This is a genomic window from Streptomyces sp. NPDC003023, from assembly GCF_042888225.1.
In the GTDB taxonomy this organism is placed as follows: Bacteria; Actinomycetota; Actinomycetes; order Streptomycetales; family Streptomycetaceae; genus Streptomyces.
Genome location: NZ_JBIAPL010000001.1, coordinates 151,129 through 170,678 on the forward strand (window position 1 = coordinate 151,129; position 19,550 = coordinate 170,678).

Annotated in this window: 14 protein-coding genes; 6 read left to right on the forward strand and 8 right to left on the reverse strand. The window is 70.5% G+C overall.

Annotated elements, in window-relative coordinates:
• The first annotated feature begins 70 nt into the window (after window positions 1–70).
• The 5 genes from ACFYV1_RS00605 (at window position 71) to ACFYV1_RS00625 (ending at window position 6,292) form a co-directional block, all read left to right on the forward strand.
• Window positions 71–1,612 (forward strand): anchored repeat ABC transporter, substrate-binding protein, encoded by a 1,542-nt coding sequence (locus ACFYV1_RS00605; protein ID WP_389393133.1) that lies wholly within the window; start codon window positions 71–73, stop codon window positions 1,610–1,612.
• Window positions 1,609–3,285 carry a TIGR03773 family transporter-associated surface protein gene (locus ACFYV1_RS00610; RefSeq protein ID WP_389393134.1) on the forward strand — a complete coding sequence of 559 codons (1,677 nt, stop codon included), beginning with the start codon at window positions 1,609–1,611 and terminating at the stop codon, window positions 3,283–3,285. Before ACFYV1_RS00605 ends, ACFYV1_RS00610 begins: the two co-directional genes overlap by 4 nt.
• Window positions 3,282–4,052, forward strand: coding sequence for an anchored repeat-type ABC transporter ATP-binding subunit (locus ACFYV1_RS00615; protein ID WP_389393135.1), 771 nt, complete (start codon window positions 3,282–3,284; stop codon window positions 4,050–4,052). The genes ACFYV1_RS00610 and ACFYV1_RS00615 overlap by 4 nt, the downstream gene beginning before the upstream one ends.
• Window positions 4,049–4,927 carry an anchored repeat-type ABC transporter permease subunit gene (locus tag ACFYV1_RS00620; protein WP_389393136.1) on the forward strand — a complete coding sequence of 293 codons (879 nt, stop codon included), beginning with the start codon at window positions 4,049–4,051 and terminating at the stop codon, window positions 4,925–4,927. The genes ACFYV1_RS00615 and ACFYV1_RS00620 overlap by 4 nt, the downstream gene beginning before the upstream one ends.
• A gap of 267 nt (window positions 4,928–5,194) precedes the next feature.
• Window positions 5,195–6,292 (forward strand): MerR family DNA-binding transcriptional regulator, encoded by a 1,098-nt coding sequence (locus tag ACFYV1_RS00625; RefSeq protein ID WP_389394533.1) that lies wholly within the window; start codon window positions 5,195–5,197, stop codon window positions 6,290–6,292.
• Window positions 6,293–6,514: 222 nt separating this feature from the next.
• Here the strand turns inward: ACFYV1_RS00625 and ACFYV1_RS00630 are convergent, their stop codons facing one another.
• The 5 genes from ACFYV1_RS00630 to ACFYV1_RS00650 are packed head-to-tail and all read right to left on the reverse strand — an operon-like array spanning window position 6,515 to window position 12,124.
• The gene (locus ACFYV1_RS00630; protein ID WP_389393137.1) at window positions 6,515–6,964 is read right to left on the reverse strand and encodes a hypothetical protein; all 450 of its coding nucleotides are present in this window, start codon (window positions 6,962–6,964) and stop codon (window positions 6,515–6,517) included.
• 21 nt (window positions 6,965–6,985) lie between these two features.
• Complete coding sequence (locus ACFYV1_RS00635) at window positions 6,986–8,062, reverse strand: hypothetical protein (RefSeq protein WP_389393138.1); 1,077 nt, start codon at window positions 8,060–8,062, stop codon at window positions 6,986–6,988.
• Window positions 8,059–10,065, reverse strand: a complete 2,007-nt coding sequence (locus tag ACFYV1_RS00640; protein ID WP_389393139.1) for a hypothetical protein — start codon at window positions 10,063–10,065, stop codon at window positions 8,059–8,061. The genes ACFYV1_RS00635 and ACFYV1_RS00640 overlap by 4 nt, the downstream gene beginning before the upstream one ends.
• Window positions 10,062–10,817: a toll/interleukin-1 receptor domain-containing protein gene (locus ACFYV1_RS00645; RefSeq protein ID WP_389393140.1), complete on the reverse strand. Its 756-nt coding sequence runs from the start codon at window positions 10,815–10,817 to the stop codon at window positions 10,062–10,064. Before ACFYV1_RS00645 ends, ACFYV1_RS00640 begins: the two co-directional genes overlap by 4 nt.
• Before the next feature lie 14 nt (window positions 10,818–10,831).
• Window positions 10,832–12,124, reverse strand: coding sequence for a helix-turn-helix domain-containing protein (locus ACFYV1_RS00650; protein WP_389393141.1), 1,293 nt, complete (start codon window positions 12,122–12,124; stop codon window positions 10,832–10,834).
• 440 nt (window positions 12,125–12,564) lie between these two features.
• On the opposite strand from ACFYV1_RS00650, the gene ACFYV1_RS00655 reads away from it, so the two are divergent.
• Window positions 12,565–14,220 (forward strand): N-6 DNA methylase, encoded by a 1,656-nt coding sequence (locus ACFYV1_RS00655; protein WP_389393142.1) that lies wholly within the window; start codon window positions 12,565–12,567, stop codon window positions 14,218–14,220.
• Window positions 14,221–14,262: 42 nt separating this feature from the next.
• Here ACFYV1_RS00655 and ACFYV1_RS00660 read toward each other — a convergent pair whose 3' ends face one another.
• The 3 genes from ACFYV1_RS00660 to ACFYV1_RS00670 are packed head-to-tail and all read right to left on the reverse strand — an operon-like array spanning window position 14,263 to window position 19,496.
• Window positions 14,263–16,398 (reverse strand): UvrD-helicase domain-containing protein, encoded by a 2,136-nt coding sequence (locus tag ACFYV1_RS00660; RefSeq protein WP_389393143.1) that lies wholly within the window; start codon window positions 16,396–16,398, stop codon window positions 14,263–14,265.
• 30 nt (window positions 16,399–16,428) lie between these two features.
• Window positions 16,429–17,682, reverse strand: coding sequence for an McrC family protein (locus tag ACFYV1_RS00665; protein ID WP_389393144.1), 1,254 nt, complete (start codon window positions 17,680–17,682; stop codon window positions 16,429–16,431).
• Entirely contained in the window at window positions 17,679–19,496 is a 1,818-nt protein-coding gene (locus ACFYV1_RS00670; protein WP_389393145.1) for a DUF4357 domain-containing protein, read from the reverse strand. Before ACFYV1_RS00670 ends, ACFYV1_RS00665 begins: the two co-directional genes overlap by 4 nt.
• Window positions 19,497–19,550 lie beyond the last annotated feature (54 nt).

Consider the following 19,550-nt stretch of genomic DNA (forward strand, 5'->3'; position numbering starts at 1 on the left):
TCCGGGGGCGTCTCAACCGTCCTTCCCGCCCCCGGAGCCGGTCCTCTGTACCGACCAAGGAGTTTCCGTCGTGCGCACCGCACCACGAAGAACGGCCCTCGCCCTGGCGGGTGCCCTGCTGCTGGCCGGGTGCTCGGGCACCGGCCCCGGCGGGTCCGACGCCGCCCTGACGGTCTCGACGACCACCGCCGTCATCGCCGACCTGGTGCGCCAGGTCGGCGGCGAGCGCGTCGACGCCACCTCGATCGTGCCGCACCACGGCGACCCGCATTCCTACGAGCCCAGCCCCGGCGACACCGCCAAGGTCGCGCGGGCCGACCTCGTCTTCTCCAACGGGCTGCTCCTGGAAGAGCCCGGGATCATCAAGATGATCCACAACAACGCACGCAAGGGCGCGCCCAAGATCGAGATCGCCGCCAAGCTCGAGCAGTTCGGCGGCACGGTGATGAAACTCGAGGAGGACCTCGGGCTCGACGTGCTGTGGCTGGGCTGGGCCGTGGAGGGCGAAGTCGCCGGTGAGGGCGCGCACGTACGCACCTCCGCCGTGAAGCTCACCGGCCCGGGCGACCTGCACGTCTACCTCACCGACACCCTCGGCAACCCCACCAGTTACATCAACTCCGCCGACGGGCTCGACGCCAAGGACTCCTTCACCCTGCCGCCCGAGGCGCACACCCACGTCAACTGGGTCTTCACCGAACCGGGTACGTACGAGCTGACCGTGCGCGGCCGGATCGAGGCGCTGGACGGCACGACCACCGACGCGGGGCAGGGCAGCGTCACGTTCACCGTCGGCGGCGCCGCCCACAACAAGGCGGCCGAGGGCCGCAGGACCCTGGACGGCGGGCACGCCGACGTCACCCTCAACGCCCAGCAGAAGTCCGTGTACGTACGGACCGACGACAAGGCCACCGGCGAACGGGTCCGCACCCCCGGCGCCGAGGTGGCCCTGAACGTGCCCGACCGGGCCAGGCAGAAAGTGCCCGGGGAACCGCAGTACCGCTTCCTCGGAGCCGCAGGCGAGGACATCTGGGTCCTGCCGCAGGCCGTCATCGGCAAGCACGTGCACGGCGACATGGACCCGCACGCCTGGGGCGACGTCTCCAACGCCCAGGCGTACGTCCGCCGCATCCAGGCCGAACTCACCAAGGCCGACCCAGAAGGAAAAGCCGTCTACGAACGGAACACCGAGGCGTACCTGAGCACCCTTGCCGCCCTGCACAAGGACGTCGCCGCCACCCTCGCCACCGTCCCCGCCGCCAACCGCAAACTCATCACCACGCACGACGCCTTCGGCTACCTCGCCAAGGCCTACGGCATGGAGGTCGCCGGCTTCGTCGTCCCCGTACCGAACCAGGAGCCGAGCGCGGCCGAGGTCGAGAAGCTGCGCCGCACCATTCGCGAGAAGAAGGTCCCGGCCGTCTTCCTCGAACCCAACCTCGCCGCACGCGCCGACATCCTGCGCCGGGTGGCACAGGACGAAGGCGTCGGCATCTGCACCATCTACGGCGACTCCTTCGACGACAAGGTCCACGACTACGTCGGGATGCTGCGTCACAACGCCGACGAACTCGCCCGCTGCCTGGGCGGAAAGGGAGGCAGGACCTCATGACCAGCGCAGGGAAGAAGATCACGGCGGGCCGCATCGCGCTCGGCTGCGCCCTCGGCACCGCATTGGCGCTGACCCCGGCCGCGGTGGGAGCCGCGGCCGCCGGCCGGCCCGCCCTAGCCGCGACGGCGGCACTCGGGGCATCAGCCAGCGGTTCGACGCTGGACATCGACGACACCCGTTCGGTGACGGTGCCGGCCGACGCCTCGTACGCGTTCCTCGGCGACCCGGGTGCGCGGGTGTGGCAGATCGAAGAGCCGGCCGGGACCGGCGGCTTCACCCTCACGGGCGTCGAAGGCCCCGGTGACCTCGTCGTCCACCGGGCGGGGGAGACTCCCGAACTCCTGGCGCACAGCGGGCTCGACCAGGGGCTCTCGGAGGACAGCTACGCGATCCCGCGCCGTACCGCCGAAACCGCTGCGCCGATCGCACGTTGGGCGTTCACCGAACCCGGCACGTACCGGCTCACGCTCGCCGAGCCGTCGCCGTCGCCGTCGCCGTCGTCCCACCCGGACACGGACACCGACACGGACGCGGCCCCGGACACGGACGTCGTTCGACGGACGACCACGCTGACGGTACGAGTGGGGAGCGCCGCGGTCGCCGTGCCCGTTGACTCGTCACCGGCCCCGGCCCCGGCCCCGGCCCCGGCTCCGGCCCCGTCGTCGGAGGAGCCCGCGCCGCCCGTCGCCGTCGAGACCGAGGACCCACGGCCGCTGGGCCGTCGCGTCCCGGCCCTGGGAGCGCAGGCCGTCGAGGCACGCACCGGAACACTCGCGGCGGCCGGGACACCCGCCGCGGCGAAGGCCGCCACAGAAGAGGCCGCTACGGGGAAGGCCGCCACGGAGAAGGTGGTGCTGGACGAGGGCCACCTCGACATCGCGGCCCGGGTCGTCGACGGGAAGCTGCAGATCCAGGTCAAGGACGGCACGGTCGCCGGGAAGACCACCTGGCGAGAGCCGTCCTCGGTGGTGCTCCACATCAAGCCCGCCGCGAAGAAGCAGATCCCGGCAGGGGACGCCTTCGCCTTCCTCGGCAAGGCGGGAGCCCCGGTCTGGCTGCTCGACCAGGTCCAGCAGGAGGGACTGCTGTGGCCCGGCTGGTCCACCGACAATGCCGCGTCGGGCGCGCTCAAGGGCGGAGTGAAGTTCGGCCTGACCAAGGCGGAGGGACCGGGCGGCTTCGCCCTGTACACCTACGACGGGCTCTCGGGTGCGACCGTCCTGTTCAACAGCAAGGACGGCGTGCCGGACTTCATCGACGTACCGGCCAACACACACGCGCACGGCGGTTGGGCGTTCCGCGGTGAAGGGGTTCACCGGCTGACCCTCTCCATGACCGGCACCCTCGCGAGCGGCTCCGCCTCGACCGACACGGAGACCCTGACGTTCGTGGTCGGCGACAAGACGGATCCGGGCTCTGTCGACCCCGTCGGCGGCGGGTCCGGCTCGGGCGGGTCGTCGGGAACGGACGGCAGGGCCGGAGCCGACGGCGGTGAGTCCCCGGGCACGGGGAGCGGTGCGGGCCAGAACAAGGGCGCCTCGGGCTCCATGGCGAGCACCGGCGCGGGAGACGTGGCGCTCATGGGTGGAGGCGCGGTGGTGCTCGCCGCGGCCGGTGCCTCCCTCGTGGCGCTCAACAGGCGCCGGGAACAGCGGAACGGAGCGCGGTCGTGAGCGACGTGGATCCCGTCCTGCGGGCCGAGGGCGTCACCGTCGTCCTCGGCGGCCGCATCGCACTCGAGGACGCCCACCTGCGCGTCGACTCCGGGCAACTGGTCGGGCTCATCGGCCCCAACGGCGCCGGGAAGACCACCCTGCTGCGTGCCGTCCTCGGCCTGACCCCGCTGTCGGCCGGCCGCGTCCTGGTGACCGGACAGCCCGTCTCCGAGACCCGGCGGCTGATCGGCTACGTCCCTCAGCGGCACGAGTTCGCCTGGGACTTTCCCGTCGACATCGCGGGAGCCGTCCTGTCCGGGCGTACCCGGCGCATCGGATGGCTGCGCGGGCCCGGAGCGGACGACCACGCAGCCGTGGACCGTGCCCTGGAGCTCACCGGCCTCGCCGGACTGCGGCACCGGCCCATCGGCGAGTTGTCGGGCGGTCAGCGCCAACGCGTCCTCGTGGCCCGTGCGCTGGCGGCGGAACCCCGGATCCTGCTTCTCGACGAGCCTTTCACCGGCGTCGACGTCCCCACGCAGGAACTTCTCAACGACCTGTTCGGCCGGCTGGCCGAGGACGGAACGGCCCTGCTGATGACCACGCACGACCTGGCGGCCGCCGCCCGTACCTGCACGCACGTCGTCCTGCTCAATCGCACGGTGGTCGCCGAGGGAGGACCGGAACTGCTGTCGGATCCGGACCGGATGCTCCGGGCCTTCGGCCTGGACCGTGCGGCCGTGCCGGCGGCCCGGCGGACGGCGGACGAGGAGGCGGCGGCGTGATCGAGTTCCTGCTCGACCCCTGGGAACTGCCTTTCATGCAGCGGGCTTTCGCGGTCGCCGCAGTCGTCGGTCTCGTCTGCGGGGTCGTCGGCGTCTACGTCGTCCTGCGCGGCATGGCCTTCATCGGCGACGCCGTGGCCCACTCCGCGTTCCCCGGAGTGGCGCTCGCGTACGCCCTTGAGGGCAACCTGCTGCTGGGAGGCGCCGCGGCGGGCATCACCACCGCGGTCCTCATCGCCTTCGTGTCCCAGAACCGGCGGCTGAAGGAGGACACCGTCATCGGGGTGTTCTTCGCGTTCGCCTTCGGTCTCGGCATCGTCCTCGTGTCGACCCGCGACAGCTGGACGACCGACCTGTCCTCCTTCCTCTTCGGCCAGGTCCTCGCGGTCGGACCCGAGGACGTGTGGACCGTCGCGGGACTCGGCGCCGTCCTCGTCACGGCGGTGCTCCTGCTGCGCAAGGAACTCATCGCCGTGACCCTGGACCGCGAGACGGCCCGCGCCGCGGGCCTGCCCGTCTTCGGCCTCGACCTGGTCCTCTACATCGTGGTGACGACGACGATCGTCATGTCGCTGGAGGCGGTCGGCAACATCCTCGTCCTCGCCCTGCTCATCACCCCGGCCGCGACGGCGCGGATGCTCACCGACCGGCTCGGCGTGATGACCCTGCTGGCGTCCGGCATCGGCTGTGCCGGAACCCTGGGCGGCCTGTACGTGTCGTACGGGTACGACCTGGCCGCCGGCGGATCCATCGTGGTGGTCCTCACCGGGATCTTCGCACTCACGTGGTGCCTCGCCCCCAAGCACGGCCTCCTGGCACGAGCCCGCCGCAGGGTGACGCACGCGCCGCTGCCGGCGTCGGAGGCGGCCGCGTAAGAGACAGCGGGACGGTGACGACGGTGGGGCGCCGCGAGATTCGCGGCGCCCCACGGGGCTTGCGGTGCCACGGAGTACGGGGCCTGCGCCTACCGGGGCGGCGATCGCTCCCGGCCACCGCCCGGTGGCCGGGAGGCGTCCACGGCGGGCGAGGACCCGGGCCGCAGGACGGTGGCGCGCGAGTGTCCCGCCTCCGGGGCCGACTACGGCGTTGACCCTCACGCGGCGTCAGGCTGCATAGTCGGCGGCGTGGAAGATCACTGGACCGTGGGACGTGTGGCCGAGCTGGCCGGGGTGAGCGTCCGCACGCTGCATCACTATGACGACATCGGGCTCGTTCGGCCGTCGGCGCGGACTCCGGCCGGGTACCGGGCCTATTCGGCGGGCGACGTGGAGCGGCTGCGGGAGGTGCTGGCCTACCGGCGGCTCGGCTTCGGACTGCGCGACGTCGCCGAACTGGTCGGCGACCCGTCCACCGACGCGGTCGCGCACCTGCGTAAGTTGCGCGGCCTTCTGCTGGAGCGGCGTGATCGCGCCGACGCCATGGTGACGGCCATCGACAGGGAACTCGAGGCTCGGGCGAGGGGATTGAACGTGACACCGGAGGAACAGCTGGAAATGCTCGGCGCACGGCTGTACGACGCGATCGGCGGCGCCTACACCGCGACACGGCGTACCGATCCGCGGATCGCCGCGCAGATCTGGGGCGCGCTCGGAGACGCGCGTACGGTCCTGAACGTCGGGGCAGGAACCGGCTCCTACGAGCCTGTCGACCGAGACGTGATCGCGGTGGAGCCGTCGGCAGTCATGCGGGGGCAGCGGCCTGCCGGTTCGGCACCGTGCGTGGCCGCCGCGGCGGAGAAGCTGCCGTTCGCGGACCGCTCCTTCGACGTCGCGATGGCCGTCTCCACCGTCCACCACTGGGGGGACCCGATAGCGGGGTTGCGCGAGATGCGGCGAGTGGCCCGCCGCGTGGTGGTGCTGACGTTCGACACCGACGAGCCCGGATGGCAGGACCGGTTCTGGCTCACCCGCGACTATCTCCCCGAGTTCGCCGCAGTCCTCGCAGAATTTCCCTCACTCGGCGGGATGGCCGACGCGATCGGCGCCCGCGCCGAGCCGGTGCCCATCCCGTGGGACTGCGCCGACGGATTGTTCGAGGCGTACTGGCGCCGTCCGGGGGCGTATCTGGAGGGCCGTGTGCGCCGCGCGATGTCGGTGTGGACGAGGGTCGGGCCGGAGGCCGAGCAGCGTGCGGTACGAAGCCTCCGGCACGACCTCGACTCCGGCCGGTGGGCCGAACGCAACGGCGACCTCGCCGAACTGGACGCGGCAGATCTCGGCCTGCGCCTCCTCGTGGCCTGAACCGCGTGTCATCGGGACGGGGCACCGCGGCGGACACGTAGCGCGGCGCCCGCACCGTGGCGTGTGTGCCGCCTCCCCGTACCCGTGCCGGCACGGGTACGGGTACGGGGAGGCGGCACGTGTCATGTGATGATCGGAGGCCCGGCCCGGGGACCTGCGCCCGCTCGTCAGCGGTGCGTCAAGCAGTGCCCGGGCCCCGTACGGGCGGGTGCCCCGAGCATCTCAGCTCTGCACGGCGGAGCCCGGACCACTGACATGGAAGGTCAGGCCGGTGATCCGCCCCGACTGGATCACGGGACCGTGCTGTACGCCACCGGTGACGTGGTTGTGCACGGGGGCGGCAACGGTCGGGATCTCCGCCGCGAGCCGCTGCAGTGAGGTCACCACTTCGTGCAGTTCCTCGCCGGTGGCGAAGCCTGTCCGCAGCAGCTGCCGCATGTGGGCGTTCCACAGGGCGGTGATCTCCTGGGCAGTTCGCCCGCGGTGGTCGGTGTCGGCGGCAAGCAGTCCGGCGCGTGCGTCCTCAAGGGCGGTGATCGCGGCAGCACCATCACCGGTACGTGAGAACAGCCGTCCGACGAGCTCACGTGCCTGGGCCCAGGCGTCGGTGACCATGAGAGAGACCAACGTCGTCGCTCCCGACGCGGCGAGAGCGGCAAGCTCGGTGTCCATCGTCTTCCTCCTTGAATGGGGTCAGAACGCGGGGGGCGTCCGAGTGCCGCGGGCGGCCGGCGGTTCTTCGTCGTCGGGGCTCGATGCCGCCGACGGGTCGAACCGGCGCAGCAGGTCGTCAGCCGTCTCGTGCTGGTCCTGGTCCCTGATGACGTCGGCGAGTTGTTTGGCCAGGAACCTCCGTTGAGTCCCCCCGTCCTCGAGGTCCAGGGCGCCCAGCGCGGCTGCGAGGTGGTCGGCGGCCGTCGGTGTCCGCCGGAAGTCTGCCGCCCGCCCGTCCGAGGGCAGTTGGTCGTCCTGTTCCCCACGAGGCCCAGGGAGGAGTTCCCGAAGCCGTTCGGGAACGTCGGTGTCGTTGGCCGCGGAGGTGAGACGGGCGAGCAGGCCGAGGTCCTCCACGGTCCTCCCCACCTGTTCGTCGTTCTTGGCGAGCCACCAGACCACGGCGCTGCCGGTGTCCTTGAGCACGTCCTCGCCCAGGTACTTGCGCTTGCTCTGCTCGTACTTCCGCTGGTGCTCCCACACCGCCTGGTCTTTGCGTACCCCGGCGAGACTGTCCAGGCGCTCCTGGTCGTGCTCGTGCAGGGTGAGCTGCACGTCCTCCGCCATGGCCTGGAGCTGACCCGTGCTGTCGGAAAGCAGCGAGCCGAGCGCACCGCTCAGTTCGTGCCGGACGAGTGAGACCCGACCGGGCTCCCGGTGCTCGGTGATGGCCCGGGCACGGTTCAGTACGGCTTCGACGGCGAGGCCCGCAGGGTTCAGCACGGGGCCATGGCCGGCGGTGTCCAGGGCGTACCAGCGCACGGTCGCGGAGATCAGGAAGTCGTAGTCGGCCCATTGACTGGGCAGCGCGACACGGCTGACGTGGTGTTCGGTGCGTTCGACGGGAGCCGCCGTGAGATGTTCCTCGAAGCTGACCGGCACGGGACCGCGGCGCAGGGCGGCGACCTTGAAGGCCAGTGCCGGAGCGGTGACGAGGAGTACTGCCAGGATCGGCCACACCCACAACGGCCACTGCTGCGTCAGACCGAGAATGGTCAGTGCCAGGCCGCACAGGACGGTGAGGAAGACGGTTGTCGTCTTGCTTCCGGTGGTCATGGTTCGGTCCCCCTGGGTGATGCCGCCTGCGGCGGTGCGGTCGGCCGGTTGCGGCTCTGGGCCGAGCAGATCTTCTGGAGCAGCAGGTCGGTGGTGAGCGTGGCGCTCGAGGATCCGCCGGGCGTGGTGCGCTCGGCGTCACGGGCGGTCGCGTAGAGCGCGGCGAAGGCCGCGCCGCGCCTGCCCTCGCACAGATCGGCGGCGCCGACGAGCAGGTCGAGCAGCAGCCCGCCCTGGTGTCCGGCAACGGCGACCTGGTGGATCCAGCGTTCCGCGTACGGTTGCCACATCGGTCTGGGCAGCCCGTTGAGGACGGCACTCCAGCAGGTGGTCAAAGCGGACTGCACGCCCTTCTCGTCCACCAGAGCGCGCCTGTTGTCGCCCGGGCCGGTCAGCGGCTCGGGGACACCGGCCCGCAGGAAGATGCCGAGCTCGGCCGGCGAGAGCTCGGAGCCTGCCAGACGGTGGAGCAGCCTGCGGCGCAGTCGGTGACTCGTGGCCACCAGGTCGCACAGCGCTTCGAGTGCGCCGGTGGCACCGTCCTGTCTGCGTGCCAGGTAGTAGAGCCGCAGCATGGCCTGGTCGGGATGCCCGGCTGCGATGACCTCGGCACAGACCCGGACCAGGACATGGGCGAACCCTGGTGTGAGCGGCTTGTGGTGTCTGCACCGGTCGTAGATCCAGCCGCGGAAGTTGCTCGCGTGTGCCGGATCTTCGAGCCCGCAGGTGAGAGCGCGGACGGCGGCGTCCAGTACGGCCCTGCTCCCGTTTCTCGAACCCCAGTCCTCGGCCAGTGACACCAGCCCGGCGGGCCTCCCGGTCCGCAGGTACTCCCCGGCGAGATTCGTCACCAGGCCGTCGCGCAGTTCCTGGGTGATGTGCGGGGCCTTCAGCGCGACGCTGCGCGCGGTCCACGTGTCCAGATGGTGACGCAGCTCGGGCATGTGGTCCCAGACGTGGGCGCGCAGTGCGGAGTCGTGATCCAGCTCCTTGAAACGCACGTGACCGTCGGGTCCGGTACCCGCGGTGATTTTCTCCAGACGCTCGGCGAGATCTTCGCGCTCGAGCAGGGGCCTGTCGTCGGGCGGCGAACCGACGGTGCTCAGCAGAAGCCGAGCGATGCGGTGGACGGCGTCGGCGTGAGCGCCGTGGAGCATGGCGACGGTGATCAGCAGTGCACGCTGGGAGCTCTCTTTCGACGTCGCGACGAGGGCGGCGACCTCCTTGCTCCGGTCGGCCCGCGCCTTTCCGGCTGCCGCGCACCACTCGCTGAACGCCGCACGCGGTGCGGCGCCGTCGCGGGCCCGTCGGACCAGGTCGGCGAAGTCCGCGATCTCCCTCAACGGTCGCGGCTTGTTCAGGAACTCCGTGACCGTGGGGTCGGGGCGGAGATACTGCTCGGCCGGCACACCGTGCATACGAAGGTGCCGCCGCAGAACCCACGCACCACACGGCGGCTGGATCTCCACCCGGTTCTGCTGGAGGGTGGAGTCGACGGCTCCGCCATGGGGCATGACGACCACGAGGTGGGCGTGCTGGTCGTGCACGGCCTTCCGGAGGGCGGAGATGTCGGCCTGGGCCGTGTCCCACCGGGCAGTGTCCGCGGCCGACAGATCCAGCAGCAGCAGGTCGCCGGTTCCGACCAGCTCGGGATGTGTGAGGGGCAGTTCGCCCTCCTCGCCGGGCAGGAGTTCCCGGAAGGCCTCCGAGTCCCGGTGATGCTCGTGCAGGAGTACCCGGGCCGTGGACGTCCGGCCGCTGCCAGGTGGGCCGTCCAGGATCACCGTGCCGGTGCGGGCCAGTTCGGAGCGGGCGTTCCCCATGCCGGCCGGGGCCACCAGCACGCGCCGCAGCCATGAGAGCTGGTCGTCGGCGACCCGCCGGGAGGAGGGTCGGCCAGAGCCCTGCTGATCGGCGCCGAAGTTGATGTACATGTCACCGGTGCCGTTGTGCATCGGCCCGTTCGCACCGGTGACCTGTGTGGTGCGGACATGTTCGCTCACCGGTCGTCGTCCTCGTGCCCGCCGGTGTCACCGAAGCGGTGCCGGATGTCGCCGTGGTGGTCGCCCTCGAAGTACGTCATTCCGTCGCCGGAGAAGTGCCGGCCGCCCGACACATGGCGGGAGTTCTGATAAATGTCACCCTGACCCGTGTGGACCGGTCCCGTGGAACCCTTGACGACCGTGCCGCCGACGTCTCCGGTGAAGTCGCGGCTCTGTACGGCCGTTCCGCTCACGTCCCCGATCGAGTTCGTCACCGAGCCGGGCTCGGACGACGGTGCGGCGTCCCGGTCCAGGTCGCGCAGGCCCGGGACCATGTCGGCCACCACATCGCCGAGTCGCTTGAGACCCGCTGCGGCGTCCTGCGTGCTGAACGGGACCGACTGGATGTCCGCGAGCCGGGCGAGTTCCTCGGGCAGGTCGGCCTTCGTCAGCCGGTCGGTCTTCCTGCCGTCGAGTACGGGGACGACGGGGAGCTCACGGGCGAATGCCTCAAGGATCTCCGTGCGCACCCAGTCGTCGGGGTCCCGCAGCCGTGCCCGGAAGTTGGTCCAGTCCGGGCCGATGACGGCCAGCAGAACCGCGCTGCGCCGCAGACCGGTCCGCAGCTCATCCGGGTATGCCCGTCCCGGGGCGATGGACTTCGACGCGCGGAAGATCCGGCCGCTGCCGAAACGGCGCGACAGCTCCTGGTCGATCAGGGCGGCGGTCTTGTCACCGTCTCCGGTGCGGTAGTTGATGAACACGTCGGTCATGGCGAAGCCTCTCTTCAGGAAAGGGGAGGACGCGTCAAGGTGCCGAGTCGCGGAGCGAGCCGGCGCACGGCAACGCGATCCGAGTGCCGGGCCAGAAGGCGCGCGAGGCGCCGGAGGTCGATCGTGACGGTCGCGGACCGGACCGCCACCACACCGTCGAGAAGCGGTGTCACCAGGGAACAGGCGTGGTCGATCTCGCCGTTCGACGCATGAGCCAGGGCCCGACGCACGCCGTACCGCACCTGGGTGCGAACCGCGTCGTGGGAGACGAGTGCGAGCTGCCGGTCCAGTTCCTCGGCGGCCTCCCCCGGGCGGCCGAGGTCGACCAGGCACCAGCCGGTGACCATGCCCACCGAGTCGGGCAGGTGCATGCTGCCGATCACAGGAGTGTCGATGCCGCCGTCCTGGCGGGCAAGGAGCGTTCGGGCGCGGTCCAGAGCGCGCAGACAGGAGTCACGGTCTCCCGCCAGCGCATGCCCCTGAGCTTCACGCTGGGCCGCCAGTCCGCGGATCCGCGGTGGCAGCGTGCCGCTCTGGGCACGCTGCGCCAGAGCGACGGTCTGCACCGCGTCGTCCTGGTACATCGTGATCAACGCCCGGCGGACCAGGGCGTAGCCGCCCAGTGCGCGGTCGCCACCGGCTGACGCCAGATCCACCGCGCGCTGGGTCCACCACAGGGCCGCGTTCTCGTCACCGGTCTCCTGCATCAGCCAGCCCACGTACTCGGCGTACCGGGAGCCGAGCGCCAGCAGATCCTGGCGGGTGTCGTCGTCGGCGTGCGCGGACAGCTCCCGCAGGGTGTGGGTCTGGGCGATCAGTCCGGGAAGCAGGAATCCCGGCTCGACGCTCTGTCCGAGTCGCCGGTACTGCGTGAACAGGGACCGGGACGCCTCGAGCATGCCCGCACCCGCTGCCGGGACGACCGGCCCGGGGCTGCCTGTGCGCAGTCCCATCAACGAGGCGGCGCCGGCACTCATGACCTGCCGCCGGCCCACGGGCTGGAACCAACTCGGGCCGCCGGGTGACAACTGCATGGTCCACTCCTCCTCATCCATTCCGTCGGGGGGCTCCGCGAGCGGCGTGCCGGCATCGGGTCCGGTGGTCAGGGCTACAAGTGCTCCGTCGGCCCGGAGGGCGGCGTCGCACAGTCGGACGAGATCGCGGCTCGGCGCCTTGATGCCCCGTTCGACCTTGCTGAGCTGCGCCTTGCTGTAGTGCACGGCGGCGGACAGTGCGGTGAGGCTGAGGCCGGCGTCCAGACGACGCTTCCTCAGCTCCTCGCCGAACCCGGTGGACGGCTGTGGCACGGGAACCTCCAGAACCGCCCGTCCAGGCGAGGCGTCACATGAAGACTGCGGCAGCCCACCTCGGACGGACAAGGTGATCGGTGCTGTTTCCCGTTTCCTTCTCCGCAGGTGGGAGCGCTACTCCCTTGCAGCGGGGGCCCGTTGGGAGGCCGTGAGGCAGAGGCCTGATCGCTCTTGCCTCCGTCGCCGGACTGGGGCGTCCCGCCTTCCATACCCTCGGTGTCCAAGAGCACGGCACATCGGCGTCCCCTCCCCCTCCAGGAGAGTCCCGCCCCCGGCTCTTGCCGATTGCTCATGGGCCAGTTCCCTGCTCTGCGGCGTCAGGGCTGTGCAAGGTGCGCGCCTATGGTGGGAGCGGGGGGCGGAATGGGGCAAAGCCGTTAATCCTGTCAACGCACTTCTATATTTTTGCCCGATTGTGTTCCGTGTACGCTGGTGCTATGACAGACAAAGCCGCTTCAACGGTCGGCCCCCTTGTCACCGGTTCCGAAATCGCTCGGTTGGCCGGTGTCACTCGGGCCGCTGTCTCCAATTGGCGTCGGCGCTACGACGACTTCCCCGCGCAAGCGGCAGGTGCCGCGAACAGTCCGCTGTACGCGCTCGCCGAGGTCCAGGCATGGCTGGACAAGCAGCGCAAAGGCCAGGAAGTGTCACCCGAGGTCGAGCTGTGGCAGGACATGCGGGCCGCCTATGGCGAACAGTTGGTCGCCGGCCTGGCCGCGGCGGCGGGGATGTTGGCCGGAGCACAGGGAGCGGAGCTGCCGGACAGTGTGTCCGCCCGTGTACAGAAGCTGGCCCGGACGGAAACGCCCATCGACATCGTCAACGGGCTGACCGAACGATTCATGGACTCCGCCAGGCGTGCGGGATCGGACCAGGTGACCTCTGAGCGAGTGGTGCGAGCCGTCTCCCACTTCGCTCCCGAACTGCCGCCCGATGCCACGGTCTTCGATCCGGCTTGCGGGATCGGGGTGCTCCTCCTGTCCGTCGCTTCCGACACCGGGATGCGTTGTCGGGGCCAGGAGGTGGATGCAGACAGCGCCCGTTTCGCCCAGCTCCGCGCCGACCTCCTGGGCCGCTCCGGTGTGCGCATCGTGGCAGGTGACTCCCTGCGAGCGGATGAATGGCCCGAGCTCAGGGCTGATCTGGTCGTCTGCGATCCGCCGGCAGGCGTGACCGAGTGGGGACGAGAGGAACTCCTGCTCGACTCGCGCTGGGAGCTCGGTACCCCCTCCAAGGCCGAAGGGGAGCTCGCGTGGCTGCAGCACGCCTACGCACACACCGCGCCCGGTGGTCAGGTCCTCATGGTCATGCCGGCCTCGGTCGCCTACCGCAAGGCAGGCCGTCGTATCCGCGCGGAACTCGTACGCCGAGGCATCGTGCGTCAAGTGATCGCCCTGCCGCCCGGGACAGCGACCTCTCACGCCCTGCCGGTCCATCTGTGGTGTCTGCAGCGCCCCGAGACCACGGCGACCGCGGAGACGAACCGCACCGTACGCATGGTCGATCTGACCGGCAACACCCCTGACGGGAGTCTGGAACCACGCCCCGACCAGGTCGCCGACGTGCCGTTGATCGAACTTCTCGACGACACCGTCGACCTGACGCCCGGCAGTCATCTGCGGGCGCGGCACCGCGACTATTCTGGTGAGTACGCAGCCCTGCGCGAGGAGTTGGCGGCGGAGGTCCGCCGACTCGCCAGGCTCCTGCCCGAGCTCGCACCAGGCGGCGGACCGGGCTCACTGGACATCGCCACCACGAGTGTCGCTGACCTCGCCCGTGCCGGCCTCGTCGCCTACGAAGGCTCCGACCCCGTATCGGCCAGCGAGCAGCTCGACACGGACTATTTGCAGGGTTTTCTGCGCAGCCCCGTCAACGCCCGCCGGTCCACCAGCGCCAGTGGAACCTTTCGCCTCGACGGCCGGGGTTCACGCATCCCCCGTATGGGCATTGACGAGCAGCGTCGCTACGGCTCCGCGTTCCGGGCCCTGTCCGAGTTCGAGGAGCGAATGCGCAAGATCGACGAGCTGAGTCGCCAGCTCGCCGAGATCGCGCGCGACGGTCTCGCCACGGGCGCCCTGAAGCCGGAGAAGTGAGGACCGCCCGGGGTGGCGCACCGCCCCGGGTCGCGGGGCAGATCACGCGGAATCCGGCAGGAAGGGACTCGGAGCTCCGCTCCATGTCACGCTCAGGGCTTCGCGGGCGCGAGTGCAGGCCACGAAGAGAAGGCAGCGCTCCCTCAGCAGGTCGGCTTCGTGCTGCAGCGGGTCCGCCTCGCGCGGGGTGATCTCACGGGCGAACGGGACGGCGCCCTCCCCGACACCGAGTACGGACACCGCCCGGAACTCCAGCCCCTTCATCGCGTGCATGGTCGCCAGCCGTACCCCCTCGGTCCCGTGCGCCGCCTGCCCCTTGACCCGGAGCACCGGTACGCCGGCGGCCTTCAGCTTCTCCTCGGCCGCGTCCAGTGAGAGATTGAAGCGGGCGCACACGCCGATCTCGTGCGGTGCCAGGCCGTCGTCGAGCAGGGCCCGGACCCGCTCCACCAGGGCCGCGGTCTCCTCCTGCCGGGTCGCGTAATCCCGCACCTGAGGGCGGCGCCCGTGAAGCAGGGAGCGGTACCCGGCCAGCGAGTCCGTGCCCTCGCCCTCGAGCGCGTCGACCGTGACGGGTGCCAGGAGCCTCGCCGACCAGGACAGAATCTCCTCTGTGGAGCGGTAGTTGACGCGCAAACGGAAACTGCGGCCGGCCGTGGCGATGCCGAGGGAGCCGAGCGAGACCCGGGAGTCGTAGATCCGCTGGTGCGGGTCACCGGTGATGAACAGGTCGTCGGGCCCCGGGGAGACGGCTGCACGCAGCACACGCCACTGCGCGGGGTGCAGGTCCTGAGCCTCGTCGATGACAACATGGGCATACGGAGCCGGTCGGCCGGAGAGCAGCTCCGCCGCGCGGGCGCAGACTCCCAGGTGAGTGGTCTCGCCTCGATCGCGCAAGAACAGTCCGAACCGTTCGACACCGCTCCACACCTGGCGACGCCGCGCCGGGCCGAGGCCGGTGCCGCGACCGCGTCGACTCGCGGCGAGATAGGAGTCGAGATCGCGGAGATCCTGGGCGAGTACGACGTGCCGGTACTCCTGGGCCATGAACTGGGCGGTGAACGGCAGGTCGAGCTGCTTGACGGTCTTCTCCCACAACTGACGCTGCTCCCGGTCCCCGACGGGTTTGGGTACGGCCCCGGTACGCGCGCGTATGATGCCGTTCGCGCAGGCGTCGACCGTCGTAACATCCACCCGCGCCAGCAGCTCCTCGTCCTTGTCGAGGAGAAGGCCGAGCATCTGGCGCAATCCGTCGGCGAGCGCGTTCGTGTACGTGGTGAGCAGGATGCGGCCGTCCCCACCGCGGTCGAGCAGATGCCTGACCCGGTGCAGCGCGGCGACCGTCTTGCCCGTCCCGGGTCCGCCGGTGACCTGGACGGGGCCCCCGTACGAGGTGCGGTAGGCCACGCGGCGCTGCGACGGGTGGAGGAATACCCTCCAGGCCTCGAACGGCTTCTCCAGCATCTCCTCCAGTTCCTCCGGCCCGGTGACCAGGCGAATGCGTGCGGAGGTGTTGGCGATCACCGTGGCCAGGTCCTCGACCGGCTCGGCGGGTGCGTCGGCGGGCCGGCGGACAGTGACGACATCCCGGTACACGTCTTCCGGTGCGAACCCCTCGGCGAGGTACTGCAGCACCTCCAGCTGATCCTCCGGCAGAAGTGTGGCGAACGCGTCCAGCTGGGCCTTGTCCACCAGGGAGCGCGCGGCGCGCAGTACCTGGTCGTCGATGCCGAGATCGCTCATGGTGCCGTCGGAGACGTCCGCGAACAGTAGCCGGGGAGCGTGGCGTGCGGCCGTCTCGTACAGCGGGGTCAGCTCGTCAAGAGCGACAGCGTCGCGCACCTCAAGACCCCTGGTCGCGGAGTTGGCGCTGTACAGGCGCTTCGCCGCCCAGGTGTAGGCATCGTCATGCGGCAGCACGTTGACCAGCAGGAACACATCACTGCCGTCGTCGGGAGCGAGGACGATGCCGCGCCAGAAGTCGGTGATGCGAATGGTGCGCATCCGCGGGTCCCGGGCATTCCCGACGGACTCCAGATGCAGGCCCTTGTCCGCGTTGAGCTCAGCGGCACTCAAGGCCTGAAACTTCCCCATGGCCTTGCGTACCCCGGCTCGCACCGGCTTTTCCAACGTGTCGTAGCCGTCCCAGAAGCTCTGGGCGAAGGCGAGTCGGGGCATGAGGTCCCTTTCTTCCTGCTTGACGGTGTCTCAAGGCCGCGGGGGTGGTGTCGCCCCGGCCAGCCTTCCGGCGATCTCCCGAAGGGACGTAAGGATCTCTGCCGGTTCCCCGGAGAGGTCGAGAGTGTGCTGGTGCAGGCACACTCCGCGCCCGTCCTGCCCGGCCGCCGTTCCGCGTACCTCGTGGAAGCGCGACGGCTGTCGTCCCGCCGCGTACACGAGGTGAGCCTCGCGCAGGCCGAGGACCGTCGCGTAGGCGAGGGCCTGGTACAGGTCGGCGTTGTGCTGTCCGTCGGCCTTCTCCACCTTGTACTTGGCGTCGACGACGGCGAGCGGAGTGCGGCCGTCGCCGGTGCGTACGACGAAATCCGGGCGTATCCGCACCAGGCCCGCGGCGTCGAAATGGTGGGAGTCCTGGAGGCGCCCGGTCAGGCCGTGCTCCTGAAGCGCCTCGCGGAGAGCGCCCGTGACGAAGTCCTCGAACAGCTTGTTCATGTCGAGCAGGAAGCCGTCCACGCTGAGCGGGTCGGTGCCGGCCGGCCGGTGCTCCGGGGAAGTGCCACGCAGGACGGCCTCGGCGAGCCGCAGCGCGGGCCGGTAGCGGGAGTTCAGGCGGGACGGCAGCCAGCGCGGCAGTTGCTGTCCCCGTATCAACGGCCGGGCGTCGGCGAGGCGTACGCGCTGATGGGTGAGGCGGCGCCGGACCGGGCCGGGGAGTCCCGGCAGCCGCAGCAGCCGCTCGACGGCGGCGCGCAGGATGCGGTTCTCGGCGGTGTCGGCGGTGTACGCGTCGTAGGCGATCTCCACGGGCGGCGTACGGCCGAAGTGGCGCCGGATCTGCTCGGCCTGGCGCAGCCGCCCGCGCACGACCAGCCCGGACTCCTCCACTTCCCGGTAGCCCTGGAGGACACCGTGCCGCAGAGCCGCGTCGATCTGCCGTTCCACGGCGTGCGCGAGGGCGGGGACGATGTCGTCGTACGTGCCGGTGTCGACGGTTCCCTCCCGGCGCTCGCGCCAGGCGCGTGCCGGGTCGAGGCTGAAGCCGAGGAGGAAGAACAGCCGGCTCACGGGGGTCTTGGGCATGATCCGTACAACTGGGCCGCCAGGGGTACGCACCGCGCCGACCCGGCTGCCCGCCCGCAGCAGCCAGTGGCCCTCCCGGCCGGGATCTGGGGTCGCGCTCTGCAGGATTCCGGCGCTGGCCAGAGCCCGCCCGGCTTCGACGCCCAGCGGGACGGAGATTGCCGGCCCGAATTCGCGCAGCGTCACGTCGGTCACGGTCACGGGTGCTGCTCACGGCGCAGCGCGCCCAGACCGTAGCGGGCGACGACGTCGAGACCTTCTCCGTAGTGGTGTTCCTCGAGCAGCGGGAGGATCTTCGTGCGCCATGTCCGCTCGAGGCCGCCGTCGCGGTACACACCCGGTTTCATCAGATACGAGGGCCCGATGGCGAAGTCCTGGTCGTCGATGCGGGCGTTGAGAGCGTCGAGGAGGCGGGCCGGCTCCAGGTCCCGGCCTTCGCGCTCCAGCCAGCGGGCGAGCAGCCCGGCGGTCGGCTCGGTGCGCGGTGAGAGTTCCACGAACGCGAAGCGGCGCCGCATTGCCGCGTCCACGAGCGCGATCGAACGGTCGGCGGTGTTCATCGTGCCGATCACGAAGAGGTTCGGAGGCAGTGCGAAGTCGTCCCCGGAGTAGGTGAGACGGACGGACTTCGTCCGGTACTCCAGCAGGAAGTAGAGTTCGCCGAAGACCTTCGCGAGGTTGGCACGGTTGATCTCGTCGATGATCAGGAAGTGCGGGATGTGCCGGTTGCCCTCGCGGGAGGCGAGATCGGCGAGCTCCCGGAGCGGGCCTGCCGTCAGCCGGAACGCCACCTCCCGTGTCTCGGCGTCCTCCGCGGGCCGGAATCCCTCGAAGAAGTCCTCGTAGGAGTACGACGGGTGGAACTGCACGATCTTGACCTGCTCGGGGCCACCGCCGAAGTGCTCGGCCAGCTTCATCGCCAGATAGGTCTTGCCCGTGCCCGGCGGACCGTACAGAACCAGCTGGCGTTCGTCCGTGAGCAGTTCGCGCATCTCCTCCAGCCAGGTCCGGTCGTGCACGAGCAGGTCGGCCGCGAGGGCCTCGCTCACGTCCGGCAGTGACAACTCCCGCTGAGCCGCCGGCTCGGCGGGCAGCCCCGTGGTGACACCGACCGCTGTCGGGCCGGAGGGTCCGCCGAGCCCGTCCAGAGCGTCCAGGACACCGGTCAGGTCGACGACGTCATGCTGCACGGACAGCTTCTGCTGGATCTCCTCCGGCAGTTCCTCGTACGGGTGGCTGCCGGGTCGCCAGGTGACGGTTCGCCGCAGATTGGACAGGCCGTCCGGGGACGCGGTCTGCACGGCCTCCCCGGTGATCCGGCCGATGTGAAGCCGGCCGTCGCCGATGGTGGCCACCGTGTCACCGACGCGCATCTGCGTCAGGAAGGCGTGCAACTCGTCGACGAGGCCCCGCTTCTGGCTGTACGAGGCCGCGCCTTCGTACCCGTCCTCGACCACGCGGCGCAGCATGCTCTTCGTCGGGTCGCTTTCCTCCAGGGGCGGCAGGTGCGCCCCCGCGAGGGAGGCGAGCCCCTCCTCCAGCCACAGCTGCCGCACCAGATTGCGCCCCGAGACGTTGGAGCCCCGCACCAGCCATGCCTTGCGCGGGGCGCGCCAGCCGGTGGACAGGTAGTCGCCCAGCGGGTGGCCCTCGGCGGTTCGCCAGGACTCGGGGCCGGAGGCGTCGTAGCCGTACACCAGTGCGGCGGCGGCCGAGGAGGAGTTGCACTCGATGTCCCGGGTTGCCACCAACCGCGGCGGTGCCTGCGGCCGGTCGGGATTCGTCGGGGCGTCGGCGAGTGCGTTGCTGTCGCGCAGCTCCGCACGGAAGCGGCGTGCGTGGTCGCCGAGCCCGGGCCACGCTTCGGCGGCGACCAGGGAACCTTCCTGAAGGACGAACTTGTGAGTGCCGTTGCCGCCGAACTCGGTGAGCAGGTACCCGTATGCCTCGCCCCCGTCCTTCGGAAGCTTGATGCGGAACTCGGGTGTGCCGGGGAGACGGTCGTGGTGCGGCATTGGATGACCTTCCGGTTCGGCCGTGGCAAGCGTACCCGCAACCATAGCTGTTGA